The sequence below is a fragment of the Pseudomonas sp. F8002 genome, assembly GCF_013385495.1.
Taxonomy (GTDB): domain Bacteria; phylum Pseudomonadota; class Gammaproteobacteria; order Pseudomonadales; family Pseudomonadaceae; genus Aquipseudomonas.
Genome location: NZ_JACAPW010000046.1, coordinates 38,942 through 54,320 on the forward strand (window position 1 = coordinate 38,942; position 15,379 = coordinate 54,320).

At 60.9% G+C, this 15,379-nt stretch carries 15 protein-coding genes and 1 riboswitch; of the genes, 9 read left to right on the forward strand and 6 right to left on the reverse strand.

All coding sequences use genetic code 11. The annotated features are described in order from the left end of the window. Positions 1 to 138 precede the first annotated feature (138 nt). Both ligB and HX811_RS29440 read left to right on the forward strand, forming a co-directional pair. Positions 139 to 1,824 carry an NAD-dependent DNA ligase LigB gene (ligB, locus tag HX811_RS29435; RefSeq protein WP_256344486.1) on the forward strand — a complete coding sequence of 562 codons (1,686 nt, stop codon included), beginning with the start codon at positions 139 to 141 and terminating at the stop codon, positions 1,822 to 1,824. A gap of 81 nt (positions 1,825 to 1,905) precedes the next feature. Continuing rightward, positions 1,906 to 2,301 (forward strand): DUF1090 domain-containing protein, encoded by a 396-nt coding sequence (locus HX811_RS29440; RefSeq protein WP_008434082.1) that lies wholly within the window; start codon positions 1,906 to 1,908, stop codon positions 2,299 to 2,301. 7 nt (positions 2,302 to 2,308) lie between these two features. On the opposite strand, the gene HX811_RS29445 is transcribed toward HX811_RS29440, so the two are convergent. Then, the gene (locus HX811_RS29445; protein WP_008434083.1) at positions 2,309 to 2,758 is read right to left on the reverse strand and encodes a cytochrome c; all 450 of its coding nucleotides are present in this window, start codon (positions 2,756 to 2,758) and stop codon (positions 2,309 to 2,311) included. A gap of 128 nt (positions 2,759 to 2,886) precedes the next feature. Between HX811_RS29445 and HX811_RS29450 the strand changes: the two genes are divergently transcribed. After that, positions 2,887 to 4,056, forward strand: coding sequence for a murein transglycosylase A (locus HX811_RS29450; protein ID WP_177009109.1), 1,170 nt, complete (start codon positions 2,887 to 2,889; stop codon positions 4,054 to 4,056). Between the two features lie 140 nt (positions 4,057 to 4,196). Here the strand turns inward: HX811_RS29450 and HX811_RS29455 are convergent, their stop codons facing one another. Continuing rightward, positions 4,197 to 4,583 carry an MAPEG family protein gene (locus HX811_RS29455; protein ID WP_003216858.1) on the reverse strand — a complete coding sequence of 129 codons (387 nt, stop codon included), beginning with the start codon at positions 4,581 to 4,583 and terminating at the stop codon, positions 4,197 to 4,199. 31 nt (positions 4,584 to 4,614) lie between these two features. Beyond that, positions 4,615 to 5,448, reverse strand: a complete 834-nt coding sequence (locus tag HX811_RS29460; RefSeq protein ID WP_063026578.1) for an EamA family transporter — start codon at positions 5,446 to 5,448, stop codon at positions 4,615 to 4,617. 149 nt (positions 5,449 to 5,597) lie between these two features. Between HX811_RS29460 and HX811_RS29465 the strand changes: the two genes are divergently transcribed. Together HX811_RS29465 and HX811_RS29470 are read left to right on the forward strand one after the other, a co-directional pair. After that, complete coding sequence (locus HX811_RS29465) at positions 5,598 to 5,744, forward strand: hypothetical protein (protein ID WP_177048509.1); 147 nt, start codon at positions 5,598 to 5,600, stop codon at positions 5,742 to 5,744. Positions 5,745 to 5,901: 157 nt separating this feature from the next. Continuing rightward, positions 5,902 to 7,167: a sodium:proton antiporter gene (locus tag HX811_RS29470; protein ID WP_008434094.1), complete on the forward strand. Its 1,266-nt coding sequence runs from the start codon at positions 5,902 to 5,904 to the stop codon at positions 7,165 to 7,167. On the opposite strand, the gene HX811_RS29475 is transcribed toward HX811_RS29470, so the two are convergent. The 3 genes from HX811_RS29475 to HX811_RS29485 all read right to left on the reverse strand — a co-directional run bounded on the left by HX811_RS29475 (position 7,161) and on the right by HX811_RS29485 (position 10,562). Beyond that, entirely contained in the window at positions 7,161 to 8,048 is an 888-nt protein-coding gene (locus HX811_RS29475; RefSeq protein WP_177048516.1) for a formate/nitrite transporter family protein, read from the reverse strand. The genes HX811_RS29470 and HX811_RS29475 overlap by 7 nt on opposite strands. A 68-nt stretch (positions 8,049 to 8,116) precedes the next feature. Then, on the reverse strand, positions 8,117 to 10,060 hold the full coding sequence (locus tag HX811_RS29480) for a patatin-like phospholipase family protein (protein WP_177048518.1): 1,944 nt from the start codon (positions 10,058 to 10,060) through the stop codon (positions 8,117 to 8,119). A gap of 97 nt (positions 10,061 to 10,157) precedes the next feature. Then, complete coding sequence (locus tag HX811_RS29485; protein ID WP_010167614.1) at positions 10,158 to 10,562, reverse strand: acyl-CoA thioesterase; 405 nt, start codon at positions 10,560 to 10,562, stop codon at positions 10,158 to 10,160. A gap of 198 nt (positions 10,563 to 10,760) precedes the next feature. Next, positions 10,761 to 10,866, forward strand: a riboswitch (S-adenosyl-L-homocysteine riboswitch). Positions 10,867 to 10,887: 21 nt separating this feature from the next. Here HX811_RS29485 and ahcY point away from each other — a divergent pair. The 4 genes from ahcY to HX811_RS29505 all read left to right on the forward strand — a co-directional run bounded on the left by ahcY (position 10,888) and on the right by HX811_RS29505 (position 15,350). Next, on the forward strand, positions 10,888 to 12,297 hold the full coding sequence (gene ahcY / locus HX811_RS29490) for an adenosylhomocysteinase (protein WP_003216850.1): 1,410 nt from the start codon (positions 10,888 to 10,890) through the stop codon (positions 12,295 to 12,297). A 175-nt stretch (positions 12,298 to 12,472) separates the two neighbouring features. Next, complete coding sequence (metF, locus tag HX811_RS29495) at positions 12,473 to 13,318, forward strand: methylenetetrahydrofolate reductase [NAD(P)H] (protein ID WP_177048520.1); 846 nt, start codon at positions 12,473 to 12,475, stop codon at positions 13,316 to 13,318. Between the two features lie 75 nt (positions 13,319 to 13,393). Next, positions 13,394 to 14,476, forward strand: a complete 1,083-nt coding sequence (locus tag HX811_RS29500; protein WP_177048522.1) for a hypothetical protein — start codon at positions 13,394 to 13,396, stop codon at positions 14,474 to 14,476. 70 nt (positions 14,477 to 14,546) lie between these two features. After that, entirely contained in the window at positions 14,547 to 15,350 is an 804-nt protein-coding gene (locus tag HX811_RS29505; protein ID WP_023659310.1) for an ABC transporter substrate-binding protein, read from the forward strand. The last annotated feature ends 29 nt before the right edge of the window (positions 15,351 to 15,379 follow it).

The window sequence follows — 15,379 nt, forward strand, 5'->3', positions numbered from 1 at the left end:
CTACGGTGTACACAAAGCCCCGGCGTTCTGTTCAAGCGAGCAGAAACATCGGGTAAAAAGCCTCGCGGTTGCGGGGCTTTTTTATGCCCGCGGGGATGGCTTAGGCTGGGCGCCCTTTTCAGAGCAAGGATGCTCATGATGACGTCACTTATGCGCTGGCTGTTTTTCCTTTTACTCAGCTTCTCGCCACTCACTGCGTGGTCGCAGGAGTGCCCCGACTGGGAGGCCGATCACGCCCGGGCCCAGATCAGCACCCTGGCGCAACAAATCCGCCTGTGGGATGACAGCTACCACCGGCTCGGCCAGTCATTGATCAGCGATGAGCTGTATGACCAGGCCAGCCAGCGCCTTGCCCAATGGCGCAGGTGTTTCACCCCCTCCGCCCCAGTCACGGACGACCCGCTGGGCAGCGCGCGGGGCACGATCGCCCACCCGACGCCCCACACCGGCCTGGAAAAACTGCTGGACGATGACGCCGTGCAAACCTGGCTGGGGACTCGCCAGGACGTGTGGGTCCAGCCCAAGGTCGATGGCGTCGCCGTCACGCTGGTTTACCGCAAGGGCCGGTTGAGCCGGGTCATCAGTCGCGGCGATGGCCGGCTGGGCCAGGATTGGTCAGCCTCCGCCCGCCGGATTCCCGGGATCGTGCAGCAACTGCCCGAGCCCGTTGACCTGCTGTTGCAGGGCGAACTCTATTGGCGACTGAATGACCATGTGCAAGCTGCCAAAGGTGGCCTCGGCGCCCGCGGCAAAGTGGCCGGGCTGATGAATCGCCGGCAGTTGAGCGACGCCGAGGCCGCCAATATCGGTCTGTTTGTCTGGGCCTGGCCCCAGGGCCCCGATGACTTTTCCGAGCGGCTGAGCCAACTGGCGCAATGGGGCTTCACCGACAGCGGGCGCTACAGCCACCCGATCAAGGACATTACCGAAGCGGCGCACTGGCGCAGCTATTGGTACAGCCACCCGCTGCCCTTCGCCAGCGACGGCGTGGTATTGCATCAAGGCCAGCGGGCCCCGGCCGAGCGCTGGCGGGTCAGCGCGCCCTACTGGGCGGTTGCCTGGAAGTACCCGGTGGCCAAGGCATTGGCCCATGTGCGCAAGGTGCACTTCAAGATTGGCCGCACCGGGCGCATCACCTCCATCCTGGAGTTGGAACCGGTACTGCTCGATGACCGGAAGATCAGCCGGGTCAGTGTCGGTTCCCTGAAACGCTGGCGGGAACTGGATATCCGTACTGGCGACCAGGTCTCCATCAGCCTCGCCGGGCACGTCATCCCACGCCTTGACCGCGTCATCCTGCGCAGCCAGCCACGGGCCGAGTTGCAGGTCCCGCAGGCCAGGGACTTCCACCCCTGGAGTTGCTGGCAACTGGCCCCGGGTTGCGAAGAACAGCTGCTCGCGCGCCTGACCTGGCTGAGCGGCGCCCAGGGCCTGGCCCTGCCACACATCGGCCGCGAAACCTGGAACACCTTGATCCAGGCCGGCCTGATCGACGGCCTGCTCGATTGGTTAACCCTGGATGAGGCAGAGCTTGCTAACATTGATGGCTTCGGCGAACGCAGCAGTGCGCGTTTACTCGACAGCTTGCGCAGCGCCCGGCAGCGACCGTTCGCGCAATGGCTGATGGCCCTGGGAGTACCGCCCACGGCCCGCAACAATCTACAAGGCGGCTGGCAAACCCTGGCCGCCAGAGACACTCAAGCCTGGCTGGCCGAAGACGGCATAGGCCCGGGTCGCGCGGCGCAACTGAGCGCTTTTTTTCGCGACCCGCAGGTACTGGCCTTGAGTGAAACATTACGGGCTGCCGGGATAGATGGTTTTTGACCTCCGCCCGACGGCATTAACCGGTGCCGGCAGAATTCATCCTGCCCACCTGATTGCGACCTTGTTTGCCTTGGAGCCTTTATGAAATTTCTTGCACCTTTTGCCCTGTTGACCGTCGCTACCCTTATGTCCGCGCCATTGCTGGCAGCCGAGGAAGCTGCGCCACTCACAGGCTGCGCCGCCAAGCGCGAGTCCATCAGCACCCAGATCGAACAAGCCAAGGCCCACGGCAACAGTGAGCAACAAGCCGGCCTGGAAAAAGCCTTGAGTGAAGTCACCGCCAACTGCACCGATGCCTCCTTGAAAAAGGAGCGGGAAAACAAGGTGCTCGACGCCAAGCACGAAGTCAGCCGCCGTCAGGCTGACCTCGACAAGGCCATGAAGAAGGGTGATTCCGACAAGATCAACAAGCGCAAGGACAAGCTGGCCCAGTCACGCAAGGACTTGCAGGAAGCCCTGGACGAACTGGACAAGTAAGACGGCCTCAGTGATCGCGGAACTGTTTATGGCACGCGGTGCAGGCATCTTCGACTTTCTGCACCGCCGGCCCGAGGTTGCTGGCCTTGTAGGGCTGGACCTGGCTGGCGATCACCAATTCACCGGTGGCCGTTTCAAGGTTTCGAGCCATTTCCTGAAAGCGTGCCTGTTGCTGCCACACGTCGTCCTTGGCGCTGGTGTGGTCTTCTTCACGCACGCTCGGGAAATGTTTCCACGGTTCGTGGGACAACGCATCAAGCTTGACCGCGCCTTCGGCAAATTTGCCGCCGTCGAATGGAATGCGCCCACGCAACATGCCGCCCAGGTCTTCGCCGGTCTTGAGCATCTGCTTGAAAATGGCCTTGCGCTGGCCAAGGGGCGAATTCGGATCAACCCCGCCGCAGGCGGACAGTGTCAGGCAGGCCAGCAATACAACGGTCAGTCTTTTAAAAGTCATGATGGCTCAAGGTCACGGGAAACGGCGGCCAGTATCCTCGCCCCGCCCGCAAAGACCAATACCCCTATTAATAATAAGGGTTGCTCGAACGCCAGCCGATACGAGCAATCGCTTCAGGAATTTTGTGTATGAATACCCGTTTTAAGCCTTGGCGCCGCCTCGTGTGGGCCCTGCCAATGATCGCGCTGCTGGCCGGTTGCGACACCGGCAAGGACGAAAAAGCCAAGCCCCACGCCATTGCTACCTACGTCGGCGCCACCTGGGAAAACCTGCCGGCCGTGTCGGACAGCGACCTGCAAGCCGGCTTCGAATCCTGGCGCAGTGCCTGTCAACGCCTCAAGGCTGACCCGGTATGGGGCGCGACGTGTGCGGCATCGGCCACCGTGCCGTCGACCGCAGTGGCGATTCGTGACTTCCTCAAGGCCAACCTCGACGTCTACGGCCTGCGCTCGGCCGACAACAGCCCCAACGGCCTGATCACCGGCTACTACGAACCGGTTTACCCCGGCAGCCTCACCGAAACCGCCACCGCCCATGTACCGGTGTTCGGCGTGCCGGATGACCTGATCATCGTCAACCTGGAAAGCATCTACCCGGAGCTCAAGGGCAAGCGCCTACGCGGTCGCCTGGAAGGCCGGGTACTCAAACCCTATGACGACGCCAGCACCATCAACCACCAAGGCTCCACCGCCAAGCCCATCGCCTGGCTGACCAACCCGATGGACCTGCAATTCCTGCAGATCCAGGGTTCGGGTCGTATCCAACTGGCCGACGGCCGCCAATTGCGGGTGGGTTACGGCGACCAGAACGGTTACCCGTACCGCCCCATCGGCCGCTGGTTGGTGGAGCAGGGCGAGCTGAAAAAAGAAGACGTGACCATGGGCGCCATCGCGGCCTGGGCCAAGGCGCATCCGCAGCGTATTCCTGAATTGCTGGCAAGCAACCCCAGCTACGTGTTCTTCAGTGCCCGCCCCGACAGCAACGAAGGCCCGCGTGGCTCGCTGAACGTGCCGCTGACTGCGGGGTATAGCGTTGCGGTGGATCGCAAGGTGATTCCGCTGGGCAGCCTGTTGTGGCTGTCGACTACCCGACCGGATGGTGCGCCGATTGCCCGCCCGGTGGCTGCGCAGGATACCGGTGGTGCAATTACCGGCGAAGTGCGGGCCGACCTGTTCTGGGGAACCGGTGATGCCGCTGGTGAGTTGGCGGGCAACATGAAGCAGCAGGGCCAGATCTGGATGCTGTGGCCCAAAGGCGCAGCGTTGCCGAAAGTGCCGGATGCGCCGACAGGCACCTGAAGAACACCACGGCCTATGTGGGAGCGGGCTTGTGTGGGAGCGGGCTTGCTCGCGAATGCGGTGTGTCAGTCACCGGATGTATCGACTGATCCACCGCATTCGCGAGCAAGCCCGCTCCCACATTTGAACAGTGTCAGGCTTCAGATCGAGACGAAGAAGAAGCTCGCAATCAACGCCATCCCCACCGCCCACACCACCGACCGCAGCATCGCCCAGTCCGCCAGGTAGCAGATGATGTAGAGCAACCGGCTGGTAATAAACAGCACCGCCAATACGTTGATCGTCACCAGCGACGCAACGCCAGCCAGATGGGCAATGATCACCGCGGCCGCAAAGGCCGGGGTCACTTCGAAGCTGTTGAGTTGCGCACTGTGGGCGCGCTTGGCAAACCCCTCGAGGGTGTCGAGGAACGCCCGCGGATCATGGTTCTGCCGGGGCCCGAACTTGCCGCCGCTGAACTTGGCCACGCCCGTGCACAGGTACGGCAGAAAAATTGCGATCAACACACACCAGAAAGCGACTGTCATAACCCATTCCTTTTTTAGTTTTATCCGACGGTTAGAGTTTCATCACGAACATGCCGATCAGCACCAACCCACAGGCTATGAGCCGTGGGCGGCCGAAAGGTTCTTTCAGGTAACGCATGCCGAACAGCACCACCAGGATCACGCTGACTTCCCGCAGCGCAGCGGCTTCGGCAATCGAGCCCAACTGCATGGCCCAAAGCACCAGAGCGTAGCTCAACAACACGCACAACCCGACACTCAGCCCCAGCCGCCACTGCGTGCGCCAGAACAGCCCGAACGCCGCCCGTTTGCGCACCATCGCCAGCAACGGAAACGGCCATGCGCTTATCAGCGTCAGCCACACCAGGTAGTCCAGCGGGTGTGACCAACGGCGCAATGCCTGGCCATCGAGGAAGGTGTAGCAACCGATGCACAAGCCGATCAACGCCACCACCGGCAGCATCGACCAGGGCAACCGGTCGCCACCGCCGCCCTGCCATAACAGGCACAGCATGCCGAACGGAATCAGCAGAATGCCGAGAATCTGCTGTGTACTGAGCACCTCACCGGCAAACACCAGCGTCAGCGCCAGCACCACCAAAGGCGACAAGCCGCGCATCAGTGGGTACACCAGGCCCAGGTCACCCACGCGATAGGCCTGGATCAGCAGGTAGCGGTAAAGCAATTCAAACAACGCCGAGGCGATGATCCACGGCCAGATTTCCAGTGGCGGAAACGATACAAACCCCACCGCCAGCACCACAAACAGCAATGCCACCGTGTCCATGCACGCGATGACCAACAGGCGCTCGCCGCTGAATTTGATCAAGGTGTTCCACGTCGCATGCAACAACGCCGCTACCAGTACCAGAGCTGTTGCAATCACGGTGACTCCCCAGTCATAAAAAGCGGAATTGATTCGTCATATTTCAGCACCTGTTTATACTAAAGCCGACCACGCCGCACTCAGTTGCGCAAAGACCTGGACCAATAAATTTTTGCTGCTGCCCGATCTTCGCCGATCCGGGCGTCGGCATGTGTATGCCTGATCAGAGCGCCGCGATTACCGAAGGAGATCCTCGCCTGCCGCTCGGTGCATGGATCGGCGGGATGGTGGTGGTGGCACTTTTGTTCATCGACCTGCAACGTCGTCGCCCTGCTGCGGTCAACGTAGCCAACTGATAAATGTGTTCTGTGTGGGAGCTGTCGAGCTTTAGCGAGGCTGCGATACAGGCGCTGCGGTCTTGCAGCCTCACCCAGGTGATGCCATCGCAGCCTCGCTGGGGCTCGACAGCTCCCACATATGATCTCTACTCACTCCTCCATCCAAGGACCCCGGATGCTTGAACTTGTCGCTGCGTTTATTTGCCTGACCACCCTGCTCACCTATGTGAACTACCGCTTCATCGGCCTGCCGCCCACCATCGGTGTGATGGTCACGGCACTGATGTTTTCCCTGCTGCTGCAAGGCTTGAGCTTTATCGGCTACCCCGGCCTTGAAGAGCGCATCCAGCAGTTGATCGGCCAGATCGACTTCGGCGACCTGCTGATGAACTGGATGCTCTCGTTCCTGCTGTTCGCCGGCGCTTTGCACGTCAACCTGAGCGACCTGCGCAGCTACCGCTGGCCCATCGGCCTGCTTGCCACCTTCGGCGTATTGATTGCCACGGTGGTGATCGGCAGCCTGGCCTTCTACATCTTTGCCCTGTTCGGCTGGCACGTGAGTTTCCTGTACTGCCTGCTGTTCGGCGCGCTGATTTCCCCCACCGACCCGATCGCCGTACTCGGTGTGCTGCGGACCGCCAATGCGTCGAAACCGCTGAAAACCACCATCGTCGGCGAATCGCTGTTCAACGACGGCACGGCGGTGGTGGTGTTCACCGTGTTGCTGGGCATCGCGCAACTGGGCGAGACGCCTACGGTCGGCGCCACGGCCATGCTGTTTGCCCATGAAGCGATTGGCGGCGTGGTGTTTGGCGGGCTGATCGGCTACATCGTGTACCTGATGATCAAGAGCATCGAGCAGTATCAGATCGAAGTGATGCTGACCCTGGCCCTGGTGATCGGCGGCTCGGCGATGGCCACTGAACTGCACGTCTCGGCACCCATTGCGATGGTGGTGGCGGGCCTGATCATCGGCAACCTCGGCCGCAAGCTGGCGATGAACGACATGACCCGGCGCTACCTGGACGGCTTCTGGGAACTGCTCGATGACATGCTCAACGCCCTGCTGTTTGCGCTGATCGGCATGGAACTGCTGCTGTTGCCGTTCAACTGGCTGCACGTGTTGGCCGCCAGTTTGCTGGCCGTGGCAATCCTGTTGTCACGCCTGCTGACGGTGGCCCCGGCGATCCTGCTGCTGCGGCGCTGGCGCACAGTGCCCCGCGGCACCATCCGCATCCTCACCTGGGGCGGCTTGCGCGGCGGGGTTTCCGTGGCACTGGCCCTGGCCCTGCCACTGGGCCCGGAGCGTGACTTGCTGCTGAGCATCACCTACATCGTGGTGCTGTCGTCCATCCTGTTGCAGGGCTTGAGCATCGGCAAGCTGGTCAAGCATGTGACCAAGGATGAGCCGGCGCCTGCTGCGGCGCCGGAGACTCACTGACCCTTGTTGATCTGCTGCGGATGCCTCGGGTCCGCAGCGGCTTTGCCCGGCAGGCTGCTTTCGCTGCGAATCTGCGCATGGCTGATCAGCGCAAAGATAAAGCTGCCGCCGATGATATTGCCCGCCAGCGTCGGCCCGGCGAACACCAGCCAGAAGTCTTTCCACGGCAGCTCGCCGGCGAATACCAGGTACGACACTTCCGCCGAGCCCACCACGATGTGGGTGAAGTCTCCCAGTGCCATCAGGTAGGTGATCAGGATGATGATCCAGATCTTGGCGCTTTCCATGGATGGGATCATCCACACCATGGTGGCGATCATCCAGCCCGACACGATGCCCTTGGCGAACATCTGGTAGGCGTCGTTTTCCATGACCTTGCGCCCGATTTCCAGGAAGGCCAGGTCGGTCTTGGTGTCAAAGATCGGCAAGTGCAGCATCACGTACGCCACCAGCAAGGTGCCGCACAGGTTGCCCACCAGCACCACGGCCCATAAACGCAGCAGGCGTGCGAAATTCTTCAGCGTGGGTTTGCTCATCACCGGCAACACCGCGGTCAGGGTGTTTTCGGTGAATAACTGCTGACGGGCGAGGATCACGGCAAGAAAGCCGGCGCAGTAACCAAAACTGGCGATCACCTTGAACTCTTCGCCATCCGGCAGGCGCGAGTTGAGCAAGCCCATGCCCATCAGTGACAGGCCCATGGTCAGGCCGGCGGCCAGCGCCGACCACCACAACGCGGCGACGTTGCGCTCCAGTTCCTGATCGCCCTGAGTGCGGATGATTTCATGCAGAACCGCCGCGCGAGGCGGCTGGTTCTTGTCGACGTCGTGCTGCTCTTCCTGCGACAGATTGGGGGTCTTACCGTCTTTTTCAGTGGTCATGGCGTTCCTGAATCCGTTGCGTGCTTTTAGCTACGACACGCGGCGTTCAGGGCTGTTCAGTGGCCATATCACTTAACTGGCAGGCGCCATGCCCTGGCCATTTCGACAGTGGTGGAACTGAGTGGCGTCTTCCAGGGTTTATTGCGCGCCACATAGTGGTTGATGATGCTGTCGAGCACCCGGTTGAATTCGGCCGGCGTCGTGACCTTTGTCAGGTCAAATTCGGCCTGGCGCAACAACGCGACGTTGGAGTCCGGCTGGCCTGGGCGGAACAGCGACGGGTAGATCACCTCCCGCGTGAAGTTGCCGGCAATCACCGAGATATCGCGCCGTTTCATCTCGACAACCGCGCGTGTCATGACCTTGGACATCGCGGCCTTATCACCCGATGGCTTGGCCATGACTTGCAGAAGTTGTTGGAAATTGGGATTGCCCACGGCGTTAAGTCGCCGCCCCAGCCATTCCACATGTTCAGGCCGGCGAGCGAGCGCATCCAGGTTACGCAAGGCAGATGCGATCTTCGGCGTGATCGTCAATGTATCCTTTGCCTGATTGGCTTCGGCGATGGCGTTATCCAGGGCCTGCAAAACCTGGATGGCGCTCTTTCGAAACAGCAGCACATCGCCCGCGGCCCTGTCCTTTTCCAGGCCTGCCTGCGCACTGGTAAACATTTCGTCGTCCATGGCCAGTACGGCTGCGTCCAATGAGCTGAATTGATGCTGCTCACGCACCGTGGCACGGCTCTCCATGTGGGTCTCGACCGCCTTGCGGGCCAGCATCTGTAGATTTTTCTTCTGCTCGGCAGTCATGGTGAAATTCACCGTGCCGGTGAGCAGGCTGCGAAAATCCCCCTTGTCGGTATTCAGGGGTAGCGTCACGCTCTGGTCTGCCACTGCCTTGAGTCGGACGTTTTGATAGGCCTCGGCAGCCGAGTGGGGCGTGCCGGTGATGCCGTCGACCAGCCTATCGCCAATGCCGCCGCGGTCTTTGGGCTTGGCGGGAGCCTCGGACTCGAAGTCGATCACCAGCGACTCGGCCTTGCTCAAGGGACTTTCTGGAAACGCAGGGTCAATCACCCCCGAGGCAGGCGTATTGAGCAACAGGCCACCGTCTTTGAACGCGGTTTCTTCGGCAGAGGCCTGGAAGCCGTGGCCTTTTTCGCTTGGGCTCTTGAATAACACCGGCAACGAACCGGATATATGCGCCGCCCGGGCGATGTCCATGTCCGGCGTCAGGCTGGCGTTGAACACCACCAACTGCGGTCGCCCGTCAAACATGCCGGTGCCGGTGATGTTCAGCTGCTTGATTGCAGGAATGTGCCGGCTCAACACCGCCAGATCGCCAAAGGTTGGTGCTCCACCGGCGCTGAGTTTGTCGGCAATCTTCATGACCTCGGCGGGACGGGTCTGCCTGGGCGTCTTGGCGATGTGCGCAAGAATCGACTTGCGTGACTCGTTACGCACCAACTCCTCAAGCGGCAGCGCTTGGGTTTGCAGGCGCGGCAGCATTGTGAATAGCAGTTGGGAAATATTGCCAGCGGCGCCGGGCAAGCGCCCAGCGAGCTTGCCGAGTTTGGAACTGGCGTTTTGCAGCCACGCCACCAGAGGGTTTTTGCTGTTCAGCAGTTCAGGGAGATCAAGGTTGTTGGAAAGCGTTTCGAACGCCTTGGCATCCATGCCACTGGCCAGTACGGCGGCGGAGATCGCACCCGCAGACGAACCGGAAATAACCTTGATGCCTGCCAAGGCCTTGTTTTCTTCAAGCGCCTGCACGACACCCGGAAATGCAATGCCCTTGGCCCCGCCGCCGCTGAGCACCAGATGTTTGATCGGCCCCGGCGACAACAGCACCTCGGTCTGCCCACTGCTGGCGCGAACAAGGGTCAGTTTGCGTTCGCCTGCGTTCTCTACCAGGGGAGTGTCTACAGTTTTGGCGGGCGCCGCAGAGGTCGCGGGACGCTCGATGATCGGCGCCACGGCGAGGTGGTTTCGCGAGGTTTCAGGCAATTGCATACGCGGGATCTCTCTTCAGGAGTTAGTCCTGAGTGACGAGAGAGCCCCAGGGCGATCCGTCCGGAACGATTCAGTAAAAAATTACCCCGGCTCCGGGTTATTCGCTGATGCCGTCTTCCTGGAACTGATCCTTCACGTACTTGATCTCGGTACGGCCGTGGGGCGCCGGCAACCCGTCTTCACCCAGGTTCACGAAGACCATTTTTTCCACGGTCAGGATGCTCTTGCGGGTGATCTTGTTACGCACTTCGCAAGTCAGGGTGATGGAGGTGCGGCCGAACTCGGTGGCAGTGATGCCCAGTTCGATGATGTCGCCCTGGCGCGAGGCGCTGACGAAGTTGATTTCAGAGATGTACTTGGTCACCACCCGCTGGTTGCCCAACTGGACAATCGCGTAGATGGCCGCTTCTTCGTCGATCCAGCGCAGCAGGCTGCCACCGAACAGGGTGCCGTTGGGGTTGAGGTCTTCGGGTTTTACCCATTTGCGAGTGTGGAAGTTCATGTTCACTCCAAAGCGTGTTGCGAAATGATGGGCAACATCATGGCAGAGGCCGGGCCCAAGCTCTATGAGCCATTGCCTATCAACCCCATGAGCGATCTTCATGCCGCCGACAGAAAGGCTTTAGAAGTCAGGCGCAGGCGGCTATAATCGCCTCCGCTTCAAAACGGTCATCTTCGATTGATACCGTTCTCCCGCCACCTGTCCGAGGGGCGCTGCAGCAGGCTCGACCTGTCAGGCTCGGATGGGGCGTTGTCCGGCCTGGTTAGCCAGCTGGATACTAAACGCACAACGGCGCCCATTCGCACACTACGAATGGAGGCTCTTCATGAGCGCTGTAATCACGCCTGCAGGTTTTACCGACTACAAAGTCGCCGACATGTCCCTCGCTGCCTGGGGCCGTCGCGAAACCTTTATCGCCGAATCCGAAATGCCAGCCCTGATGGGCCTGCGTCGCAAGTACGCCGCTGAGCAGCCGCTCAAGGGCGCGAAGATTCTCGGCTGCATCCACATGACCATTCAGACTGCCGTGCTGATCGAAACCCTGGTTGCCCTGGGTGCCGAAGTACGCTGGTCGTCCTGCAACATTTTCTCGACTCAAGACCAGGCCGCTGCCGCTATCGCTGCTGCCGGTATCGCCGTGTTCGCCTGGAAAGGCGAAACCGAAGAAGAGTACGAGTGGTGCCTGGAGCAAACCATCCTCAAGGATGGCAAGCCATGGGACGCCAACATGATCCTCGACGACGGCGGCGACCTGACCGAGCTGCTGCACAAGAAGTACCCGCAGATCCTCGACCGCGTCCACGGCGTGACCGAAGAAACCACCACCGGCGTTCACCGCCTGCTGGACATGCTGGCCAAGGGCGAGCTGAAAATCCCGGCCATCAACGTCAACGACTCGGTGACCAAGAGCAAGAACGACAACAAGTACGGCTGCCGTCATAGCCTGAACGATGCGATCAAGCGCGGCACCGACCACCTGTTGTCCGGCAAGCAAGCGCTGGTGATCGGCTACGGTGACGTGGGCAAGGGTTCGTCCCAGTCCCTGCGTCAGGAAGGCATGATCGTTAAAGTCTCCGAAGTCGACCCGATCTGCGCCATGCAAGCCTGCATGGACGGTTTCGAAGTGGTTTCGCCGTTCATCAACGGCCAGAACGACGGCACCGAAGCCAGCATCGACAAGGCCCTGCTGGGCAAGATCGACCTGATCGTGACCACCACCGGCAACGTGAACGTGTGCGACTCGAACATGCTCAAGGCCCTGAAAAAGCGCGCCGTGGTGTGCAACATCGGTCACTTCGACAACGAAATCGACACCGCTTTCATGCGCAAGAACTGGGCATGGGAAGAAGTGAAGCCACAGGTACACAAGGTTCACCGTACCGGTGCTGGCGATTTCGACCCGCAGAACGATGACTACCTGATCCTGCTGGCCGAAGGCCGTCTGGTCAACCTGGGCAACGCCACTGGCCACCCAAGCCGCATCATGGATGGCTCGTTCGCCAACCAGGTACTGGCGCAGATCTTCCTGTTCGGCCAGAAATACGCCGACCTGTCGCCCGCCCAGAAAGCCGAGCGCCTGACCGTGGAAGTACTGCCGAAGAAACTCGACGAAGAAGTGGCCCTGGAAATGGTCCGCGGCTTCGGCGGCGTAGTGACTCAACTGACCAAGACCCAGGCCGACTACATCGGCGTGACGGTCGAAGGCCCGTTCAAGCCGCACGCTTACCGCTACTAAGTCCTACTGTAGGCACCGGCTCTAAGTGGGAGCTGGCTTGCCTGCGATAGCATCACCTCGGTGTGACTGACGCACCGAGGTGCCTGCATCGCGGGCAAGCCCGGCTCCCACACAAGCCCGCTCCCACATTGACGGTGTGCACCTTCTGGCTTTATGAGTTTCCATAGGTATGACCATGTCCCAAGACCGTCGCTACAGCTTCGAGTTCTTCCCGACCAAGACCGATGCTGGGCATGAAAAACTGATGGCAACTGCCAAGCAGTTGGCCAGCTTCAACCCCGATTTCTTCTCCTGCACCTACGGTGCCGGTGGCTCCACCCGCGATCGCACGATCAACACCGTGCTGCAGCTGGAAAGCCAAGTCAAAGTACCTGCAGCTCCGCATTTGTCCTGCGTGGGCGACAGCAAGGCCGACCTGCGCAGCCTGCTGACCCAATACAAGCAAGCCGGCATCAAGCGCATCGTCGCCCTGCGCGGTGACCTGCCGTCCGGCATGGGCATGGCCAGCGGCGAGCTGCGCTACGCCAATGACCTGGTGAGCTTCATTCGCGAAGAAACCGGCGATCACTTCCACATCGAAGTGGCCGCTTATCCGGAGATGCACCCCCAGGCGCGCAATTTCGAAGACGATCTGCAGAATTTCGTGCGCAAGGCCAACGCCGGCGCCAACAGCGCGATCACCCAGTACTTCTTCAACGCAGAGAGCTACTTCTACTTCGTTGAGCGTGTACAAGCGATGGGCGTGAACATCCCGATCGTGCCGGGCATCATGCCGATCACCAACTACAGCAAACTGGCGCGCTTCTCTGACGCCTGCGGCGCGGAAATCCCACGCTGGATTCGTAAACAACTGGAAGCCTACGGCGACGACGTCAAGAGCATCCAGGCGTTCGGCGAACAGGTCATCAGCGAAATGTGTGAACAATTGTTGCAAGGTGGCGCGCCAGGGTTGCACTTCTATACCCTGAACCAGGCTGAGCCAAGCCTCGCTGTCTGGAACAACCTGAAGCTGCCACGCTAAGGTCTGTTCCGAAATGCAAAGGCCCTCATAATGAGGGCCTTTGCCGTTCTAAACGCCCACGGAATTCTGCAGTCCATGAATACAACCGCCCCGACGTCCCGCCCGCAACTGGTCTACCTGGTGTTCGGCGCAGAGACTTACCATCAGGAAGCGGTATTCAGCATCGCCAGCGCCCTGTCATTCCTGCGGGACGAGCCGGACACAGGCATCGACATCCAGGTCTTCAGCGACAACCCCGAGCCCTATCGCCTGCTGCCGGTACGTGTACGCCCGCTGGACGAAGCCACGCGCAAACGCTGGAGCGAGCCTCACGGCTACCACTTTCGCACCAAGCACGTGGTGCTGCGGCAAGTGTTGCAAGAATCCGAAGTGGCGCTGCTGATCGACACCGATACGTTTTTCCATCATTCGCCCCTGGCGCTGTTTGAACGCGTGCAGCCGGGCACCCTGCTGTGCAACGCCTTCTACACCAAGTACGGCGACAACCACGAAAGCATTCTGTACAGCGCCCTGTACCAGCGCCTGCTGGACATGGGCGTGGCCGACGATGACATGATGACCCTCAATTCCGGGGTCATGGGCCTGACGCAGCAGGACGCGCACATCCTCGACCGCTCGATCGAGTTGATGGACGAACTGTTTCCCCATGCCCAGGGCGCCTACACCCTGGAAGAGTTCTGCCTGTCCATTGCCGCCTATCGCACCCTCAACGTGCGCGAATGCCCGGACCTGATCCACCACTACTGGAGCCGCAAGCAGCTGTTCCGGGCCAAGGTCAAGGCGTGGATCGCCAAGCATCGGGCAAACCCCACCAGCGCCACGGCCCTGGATGACACGCGCCAGGTTTCCGCCCACCTGCCCCGCCCGCCTCGTCTGCAACGCTTGATGTACAAGCTGATCACCCTGGCACTGCCCAAGCACCAGCAGCAGTTCATCCGGGAAATCCTCTACGGCTGCTACGAACATGAAAACGAGTTCGACCAGGCGTGTGGCCCGGTTTGGTGGGACAAGGCCCGACAAAACCAGGAAGAGCGCCAGGGCCGACCGGTGGATGCCCATCTGCTGGAGCACTGGTTTGGCAATCCCGTGGTGCGGCTGATTCTCGGCGAGCGGCGCGAGGCGATCTACGAACACCTGATCAAATCTCCGGGCAAGTAAACCTGGCGGGCGCCCGCAGATCACTGTGCCAGAGCTTCTCTTTAGCCCGATACAGTCGTAATCTCAGGGTATGCCTGTCACTTTCCGGTTATTGACTGCTGTTCTTTTCGCTTGCCTGAGCCTCGGTGCCCATGGCGAGAAACTGCGCATTGTCACCGAGCCGTGGGCGCCTTACGTCTACGACGACAACGGCACCATGCGCGGGCTCGACTACGAGACCACGGTGATCGTGTTCCAGCGCCTGGGCATCGATGTGGATTGGCAATTCCTGCCCTGGAAGCGCTGCCTGGCGATGCTCGACCAGGGCCAGGCCGACGGCGCACTGGATATTTTCCATAGCCATGAACGCGACGCGGTGCTGCTGTACCCCAGCGAGCCGCTGTCCGAGGTGGAGTTCGTGCTGTTCTACGCCAATCAGCGCCCACACCCGTTCCAGACCTTCGACGACCTGCGCGGCCTGACCATCGGCACCTCGCCAGGCTACCTCTATGGCGCCGAATTCAGCGAGTCCACCCTGTTCAAGCAGGAGCCGGCCGCCAGCCATGAGGCCAACTTCGGCAAACTGGCCCTTGGCCGGATCGACCTGGTGATCACGGACCGTCGGGTTGGCCAGCATGTACTCAAGGCCCTTGGACTTGAGGACCAGGTCACCCAGGCACCCCAGGTAGTCAGCAGCCAGCCTCAGTTCCTGGCCGTGCGCCGCGGGGCGGGCATGGATTTGCTGGTGCAACGCTTCGCCGCCGAACTCAAACGCTTCAAGCAAGAGCCTGCCTACGCGGCCTTGAGCGCCAAATATGCAGGCAGCAGCCCGCAAACCAGCGCATCAGCCCTGCCCGTACGCACCGTTGAGCAGCAGGAAAGCAGCGCAGAGTGATTGCTCTGTTATACTCCGGCCTTTCCGCC

Coding starts and splice junctions, on each gene's coding strand:
- HX811_RS29485 (WP_010167614.1), bottom strand. CDS start 10,562: ATGAACTTCCACACTCGCAAATGGGTAAAACCCGAAGACCTCAACCCC.
- metF (WP_177048520.1), top strand. CDS start 12,473: ATGTCCCAAGACCGTCGCTACAGCTTCGAGTTCTTCCCGACCAAGACC.
- HX811_RS29505 (WP_023659310.1), top strand. CDS start 14,547: ATGCCTGTCACTTTCCGGTTATTGACTGCTGTTCTTTTCGCTTGCCTG.
- ahcY (WP_003216850.1), top strand. CDS start 10,888: ATGAGCGCTGTAATCACGCCTGCAGGTTTTACCGACTACAAAGTCGCC.
- HX811_RS29465 (WP_177048509.1), top strand. CDS start 5,598: ATGTGTATGCCTGATCAGAGCGCCGCGATTACCGAAGGAGATCCTCGC.
- HX811_RS29445 (WP_008434083.1), bottom strand. CDS start 2,758: ATGACTTTTAAAAGACTGACCGTTGTATTGCTGGCCTGCCTGACACTG.
- ligB (WP_256344486.1), top strand. CDS start 139: ATGACGTCACTTATGCGCTGGCTGTTTTTCCTTTTACTCAGCTTCTCG.
- HX811_RS29440 (WP_008434082.1), top strand. CDS start 1,906: ATGAAATTTCTTGCACCTTTTGCCCTGTTGACCGTCGCTACCCTTATG.
- HX811_RS29475 (WP_177048516.1), bottom strand. CDS start 8,048: ATGACCACTGAAAAAGACGGTAAGACCCCCAATCTGTCGCAGGAAGAG.
- HX811_RS29500 (WP_177048522.1), top strand. CDS start 13,394: ATGAATACAACCGCCCCGACGTCCCGCCCGCAACTGGTCTACCTGGTG.
- HX811_RS29455 (WP_003216858.1), bottom strand. CDS start 4,583: ATGACAGTCGCTTTCTGGTGTGTGTTGATCGCAATTTTTCTGCCGTAC.
- HX811_RS29480 (WP_177048518.1), bottom strand. CDS start 10,060: ATGCAATTGCCTGAAACCTCGCGAAACCACCTCGCCGTGGCGCCGATC.
- HX811_RS29470 (WP_008434094.1), top strand. CDS start 5,902: ATGCTTGAACTTGTCGCTGCGTTTATTTGCCTGACCACCCTGCTCACC.
- HX811_RS29450 (WP_177009109.1), top strand. CDS start 2,887: ATGAATACCCGTTTTAAGCCTTGGCGCCGCCTCGTGTGGGCCCTGCCA.